The following is a 6,230-nucleotide window of genomic DNA, read 5'->3' on the forward strand; positions in this document are numbered from 1 at the left end:
TTCGGCTTTCCGTGAGAGCGCGGGCGGGAGCAGGATGCGCGGAGCCACGCTCGCCGTGGGGAGTCCATCCGTGATGAAACGACCTGGTAGACGCTCGATGCTCGGCGCAAGCGCCATCCCGCTCGTCGCGCTGTTCGGCCTCGCAGCCTGTGCACCCGCGCCTCAGGTGGCCGCTGGTGCGCCGGTTCGCACCGAGGCCTCCGCCTCACCCGAGGCACAGAGCGCGACCACGGATCGGGAGACGCTGACGGGGCGAGCGCGGATCCTCGCCGATGTGCCGCATCTCTCGCCTCTCCTCCGCACCGAGGGGGCGCGGCGCTTTCTGGAGAGCACCGCGGTGCTCCCGCGGGTCACGCCGCGAACGCTCTTCCACGACACCGATCGGAAGCGTTACTTCACCGCGAGCGAGGCGGCCGAGCTGCCGGCCGGTGAGCGGGAGGCGTTGCAGCGCCGCGAGATCGACGAGGAGTTCTACTACACGACCCGCTACGGGACGCCGCTCTCCTACGCACGCCCGCTCGACCTGCTCTTCTCACGGGGCCTGCGGCTCCCGCAGCGCGCCCGCATCCTGGACTTCGGCTACGGCTACAGTGGCCACCTGCGCATGCTCGCCGCGCTGGGGCACGAGGTGACGGGCGTCGACGTCGATCCACTCCTCCGCGCGCTCTATGCGCAGGCTTCGGATCAGGGGGCCGTGCGGGGTGTCGACGGGGCGGAGGGGCGGTTCCGGCTGCTCCATGGCCGGTTCCCCGCGGAGGTGGACGTGGTGAAGGAGGTGGGTGACGGGTATGACCTGATCCTCTCCAAGAACGTGCTGAAGAAGGGGTACATCCACCCGGATCGGCCCGCGGAGGAGCGCCATCTCATCCGTCTCGGCGTCCCCGACGAGGCGGTGCTCGCTGCGTTCTTCCGCGCCCTCCGGCCCTCGGGGCAGATGCTCGTCTACAACATCTGTCCCGCTCCCTCGCCGCCCGACAAGCCTTTCGTCCCGTGGAGCGATGGGCGCTCGCCGTTCACGCGGGCGCAGTGGGAAGCGGCGGGTTTTCGCGTGATCGCGTTCGACGAGGACGACACGGAGACCATGCGCACGGTCGGGCAGGCGCTCGGCTGGGATCGGGGGGAGGATGCGATGGATCTGGTGCACGATCTGTCGGTGCTCTTCACCTGGGTGGAGAGGCCGGCCACGAGCGGCGGGTGAGGTCGATCCGGGCGTGGGTCGTGGTGGCGCTGCTGGGCGCCGCAGGATCGGCTGGCTGCACTTGCAACGATCAGGAGTCGCTCGGTGGCATCTCCATGGCCAGCGTGGGGCCGATCGTGTGGAGCGCGTGCCCCGTCGTCACCGGCGGGGAGGGTCAGGGGGCAGCGTGCGCGGAGATCACGCTGCCGGTCGACTGGCGAGCGGCCAGCGGAGCGACGATCACGTTCTTCGTGAAGCGCCTCGCCGGGACGGCCGCGACGCGGCGACAGCTCTGGCTCCTGGCGGGAGGCCCCGGCAATGCGGGAGCGACGTTCGAGGGGCTGGCGCAGCGGCTCTCGTCGCACGATCCGACGCTGGACGTCTACCTGCCGGATCACCGGGGGACGGGCCGGTCGAGCCAGCTCCTGTGCCCCGGAGAGCCGGAGAAGTCGCCGAAAAGCATCGCGGAATGGCAGGCCTGCGCCGCGGCCCTCCAGGAGAGGTGGGGGCCGCAGCTCGGGGCGTTCGACATCACGAACGCGGCGAGGGATGTCGGCGCGGTCATCGCGCGGGTCCGCGAGGCCGGGCAAGAGGTGCACGTGTTCGGGGAGTCGTACGGGTCGCTGTGGGCGCAGCGTTACCTCCAGCTCTTCCCCGCCCAGGCGACCTCGGTGACGCTCGACAGCCTGTGCCAGACGTCGCTCTGCTCGCACGTCACGCGCGACGCGCGGAACGATCGGGTCGGACGAGAGGTGCTCGCGCTGTGCGCAGCCGATCCGTTCTGCGCCGGGAAGCTGGGTCCGGATCCGGCGGCACGTCTGACGGAGCTGCTGGTGGAGCTGGAGGCCGATGCGTGTCCCGCACTGGTCGATCTGGGTCTGGACCGGCGCGGGCTCCGTTCGCGCTTCGCGGACTTCCTGGAGAGCTTCACGCTGCGGCCGCTCATCCCGGCGCTCGTTTACCGGGGTCTGCGCTGCGCGCCCGGTGACGTGGCGGCGTTCGAGTCGCTGGTGGCTCACCTGGACGGGCCCCAGGAAGGTGCTCCCTCGGCGCAAGCTCGGCGCCTCCGGTCACGCGCGCTGGGGATGAACATTCTCCTTTCCGAGATGGTGCAGCGCGAGCTGCCTTCGGAGGCGGAGCTCGAGGCGGAACAGGCCGGGGCGCTGTTCTCGTTCGACATCGGGCCGTACTACCGCGCGCTGTACGAGGTGTGGCCGCGCTACCCGCGGGACGAGTACGCCGAGCAGTATCCCTCCACGCGCATACCCATGCTGCTGCTGAACGGGACGCTCGATCCGATCGCGTCGATCGACATCGCCCAGGAGGTTGCGTCTCATTACCGAAAGCCGCACCAGACGTTCGTGCCGATCGAGCGCGCGGTCCATGGCACCCTGGTCGGCTCTCCGACGACCGCACCGCCGCACACGCCGTGCGGGCTGACGCTGTTCCGGAGCTTCCTCTCGGAGGTGAAGACGCCCGTGGACACGTCCTGCGTGGCCGAGGTGCAACCGCTCGATTTCCGGGGGACGCCCGAGCTGGCGCTGAAGGTCCTGGGGGTGCCGGATCTGTGGGAGGATGATGGGGCGTCTCAGGGCGGCTCGTCCGGCTCGCCGCAGTAGCCAGCAGGTGGCGCGCTCATGGACAGGTTCGGGGCATCATCCGCTGGGCCGCACCCAGCGGGTGTCGCCCTCGGTGAGGTGGCTTCGGGGGACGGCGCAGCGGCGGAGCACCGGCAGCACAAGGGCAGGATCGCTGCCGCAGAGGCCGGAAGCCCACGCCGGGTTGGCCTCGACGACGCCCCAGCCTCGGCCGGCCATGTGGCCGATGTCCACGACCACCGCAGGCGGCAGCGCCACGTCGGGATCGGCGAGCAGGGCCTGTACCGTCGCCGTGGCGGCTGCACTCTCCTGTGGGTCGGCCTCCCATGCGCCATCGGCGCTCCGCGCGATCTCGCCGCCGCGGATGTACGGCGAGAACGTCGCTACCCGTCGCTCCAGGATGAAGAAGCGGAACTCCACCTCGAAGACGACTGGCTCGCTGACGAGCACGGGGAGATCCGGAGGAAGCTTGGGATCCGGATCGAGGGCGGCGCCGCCTTCGTAGACGCGCGCAGGGAAGAGCTTCTCGTCGGTGGGCTTGATGAAGGTGCGCTCGCGGAGGGTGACGGCCTCCGCGAGCGTCGTGAGCCGCACGTCACGCAGGCGGTGAACGCGCGGGAGCCCCGGGAGCCAGTCGGCCGTCGGTTCGAGCAGGGCGAGGCGAAGGTCGTCCAGGATCGCATCGGCGAGGAGGGTCTCGCCGTAGAAGACGGGGTCGCGCTCGGCGAGCCCCTCGGGGCAACGGAAGGTGTGCAGCCGCTCGACATCCCAGAAAGCGGCGAGCGCCGCGGAGAACAGGGCGTTCGAGTCGGGGCTGTAGCGGTGGGAGAGGACGAGGGTAGGCATGTGCGCGACCGGCGTCGAGGGTAGGTCAGTCCGCGTCGACGGACAATTCCAGCGACTTTCCGCGAAACGGAGTGCCGCCAGCGATGTCCTGTCGATGCACTCGAGCGACGGATACGATGACGCCAGCATCCAGCCGCCGTGCTGCAGGCGCAGCGAAGACCAGAGGACGGGACGAGTCGCGCACGGAGTCACGGATGAGTGAGACCGAGCTGAGTCGAATGCAGTCGATGCTCGATCGAGATCGACTTTCCGAGCTTCCCGGAGGGAACGCAGGCGTTCTGGCGCAAAGACTGGCCGTCCCATGCCACCAGGAAGAAGGTGGAGTTCTTCCCGCTGGAAACGGGGAAAGTGCACTACTTCGACATCATCAACGAGGTGAGGGCCGTCGCCGAGTACATGGCGGCAGAGATGAAGAACAACGCCGCGAGCTGGCATGCAAAGCACATGGCCCTTCAAAATTCGAGCGCGCAGGTTCCTGTCCTCGGTTCCGGAAACCAGACCGTTGCGTACCTGGCGTTGATCGAGAGGGTGGCGCCCGGCAGACCCTGGGATCACAAGGATCACTTCACGTCACGACAGATCGGCGAGACCGTCCCCGGTCGCTGGCACACATGGGGCGAATGGGAGTACTTTCACGATGTCTGGTCCAACATCCACTACGGCTACGTGGGGCGGGCTTCTGGTTTCTCGGAGCGGACCCTCATCGATGGCGCCAACGCCCAGCAGCAGGTCCATAGCTGGTGGACGGGGAAGACGAGCCGAGGGGATCCAGAACAAGACTCGCTCGCCGTCTCCATGGGATGTCGCATGTACGATTCCGGAACGCCTGTCACTCCGGAAGCGCTGATCCAGAAGGTGGTTCAGACGCCGCAGTTCGACCGGCGCCCACACAGCTACGAGAGCGCAGCGACCGGCCAGAAGACGCTCCGCAAACGCTGACCCGATGGCGAGGAGGCCATCATGCCGGCGTCGGGCCCGGAGCCCCGAGGCCAGCGCGGGTGATGCGCTGCTGATCGAGGGGGATGCGCGACTTGAGGCGCGGCATCACCTGGGTGGCGAAGCGCCGCAGGTTGGCCTCGGCGATGTCGTAGGGCATGCCTGCGTAGCTGAAGACGCCGGCGAACGCCTCGGCGCCCGTGCGCTTCTGGATGTCGAGGATCTTGTCGAGGCACTGGTCGGGTGTGCCCCAGGGCTGCAAGCCGACGAAGAACTCCGTCATCATGTCGATGCCTCCTGGCGCACTCATCATCTGCTGGAGCTTCTTGTAGCTCTCGTAGCCGCGCATCTTGTTCAGGTGGCTGCCGACGAGCTCGTAGTGCCGCACGAGGGAGCGCCAGTAGCCGCCGATGTACTTGTGCGCCTGGACGCGCGCGCGCTCCGGGTCGTCGTCGCAGAAGACCCAGCCGGTGACGACGGGCGGGGGCGCCTCTTCGCCGTTCACGTCCCGGAAGATGCGCCGGTACTCCTGGAGTTCGGTCTCCACGACGTCCCAGGGCTTCTGGGGCATGATGAGCATGCCGATGCCGAGGCGGGCCAGGATCGGAGCGGACTCCGGAGAGACGGCGGCGGCGTAGGTGCGGCCGCGGAACGTCTTGAAGGGGCGAGGCCGGATGTCGCGCCGCGCTTGCTTCACGAACTTGCCGTCGAACTCGCAGTAGCCGCGCTCCAGGCCTTGCAGGATCATCTGCGCCGCTTCGTTGAAGGTCTCGCGGCTGTCCTCCTGTCGGACGCCGAGGCCTTCGAACTCGATGCGGCCGAGCCCCCGTCCGATGCCGAGGATGACGCGCCCTCCGCTCATGTGGTCGAGCATCATGACCTGCTCGGCCACCCGCATGGGGTGATGCCAGGGGAGGACGACGACCATCGAGCCGAGCTGTATCCGCTGTGTGCGCGCCGCGAGGTAGGTCAGATACTGCAGCACGTCAGGGCAGATGGTGTGGTTCGTGAAATGGTGCTCCACACCCCAGATCGAATCGAAACCGAGCGGCTCGGCGAGGTCGGCCAGGCGCAGCTCGTTTCCATAGACGTCGAGATCCGTGCGTTCTTCGGCCTCGGCCTGGAAAATCACGCCCATTCCGACATGCATGCACTCCTCCTTTCGCGCACCATTTTCGGGCGCTCTTCATTTTTGAATCGTGACTCCCGCTCGGGGGCGGCTGCACGGATCGAGAGGGCAGAGCACGGTGGCTCTTCCCTCGTGCCTTGCCACGAAGGAACGTCCACCGCTGCTTCTATCTGCTCCCGGATCGAACGCGCCAGCGCTCTCGAACAATGGGTTCCACAATCATTGTGAAACGTAGAGCCCGAGAGCCTGAGGCCATGTGGGCACATTCAACACGCCCGGTTTCGCGAATACATCGTTCGTACGTCAGCGCACGCGTCGGATTTATCAACGGGACAATGCGCTCCACCATTACTAAGTTGCGGTTCGCCGCGCTCCCGTCACGCGGACGGGGAGCGATCCGGCTTCATTTTGCATTGTTTTACCCATGGCGGAGAAGCATCGGCATGCGCGCATGAATTCGTGATCCTTCTCCGAGCTGCCGATCGACGGAAGATCGTCGTTCACCGTGGGTGGGATCGCTTCTGCAGCGTCCGGACATCATTGC

5 protein-coding genes are annotated in these 6,230 nt (G+C 67.5%); 3 read left to right on the plus strand and 2 right to left on the minus strand.

Annotation, left to right across the window (positions count from 1 at the left end):
* Positions 1-97 precede the first annotated feature (97 nt).
* A complete protein-coding gene (locus CMC5_RS26600; protein ID WP_050433049.1) occupies positions 98-1,198 on the plus strand; it encodes a class I SAM-dependent methyltransferase in 1,101 nt (366 codons plus the stop codon).
* Positions 1,195-2,796: an alpha/beta fold hydrolase gene (locus CMC5_RS26605; RefSeq protein ID WP_050433050.1), complete on the plus strand. Its 1,602-nt coding sequence runs from the start codon at positions 1,195-1,197 to the stop codon at positions 2,794-2,796. Before CMC5_RS26600 ends, CMC5_RS26605 begins: the two co-directional genes overlap by 4 nt.
* Before the next feature lie 36 nt (positions 2,797-2,832).
* On the opposite strand, the gene CMC5_RS44950 is transcribed toward CMC5_RS26605, so the two are convergent.
* Positions 2,833-3,621 carry an ATP-grasp domain-containing protein gene (locus CMC5_RS44950; protein WP_050433051.1) on the minus strand — a complete coding sequence of 263 codons (789 nt, stop codon included), beginning with the start codon at positions 3,619-3,621 and terminating at the stop codon, positions 2,833-2,835.
* Between the two features lie 318 nt (positions 3,622-3,939).
* Here CMC5_RS44950 and CMC5_RS26615 point away from each other — a divergent pair, with 318 nt between their 5' ends.
* A complete protein-coding gene (locus tag CMC5_RS26615; RefSeq protein ID WP_050433052.1) occupies positions 3,940-4,560 on the plus strand; it encodes a polymorphic toxin type 44 domain-containing protein in 621 nt (206 codons plus the stop codon).
* Positions 4,561-4,579: 19 nt separating this feature from the next.
* Here the strand turns inward: CMC5_RS26615 and CMC5_RS26620 are convergent, their stop codons facing one another.
* The gene (locus CMC5_RS26620; RefSeq protein WP_063796353.1) at positions 4,580-5,707 is read right to left on the minus strand and encodes an LLM class flavin-dependent oxidoreductase; all 1,128 of its coding nucleotides are present in this window, start codon (positions 5,705-5,707) and stop codon (positions 4,580-4,582) included.
* Between the last annotated feature and the right edge of the window lie 523 nt (positions 5,708-6,230).

The organism is Chondromyces crocatus (genome assembly GCF_001189295.1).
Taxonomy (GTDB): domain Bacteria; phylum Myxococcota_A; class Polyangia; order Polyangiales; family Polyangiaceae; genus Chondromyces; species Chondromyces crocatus.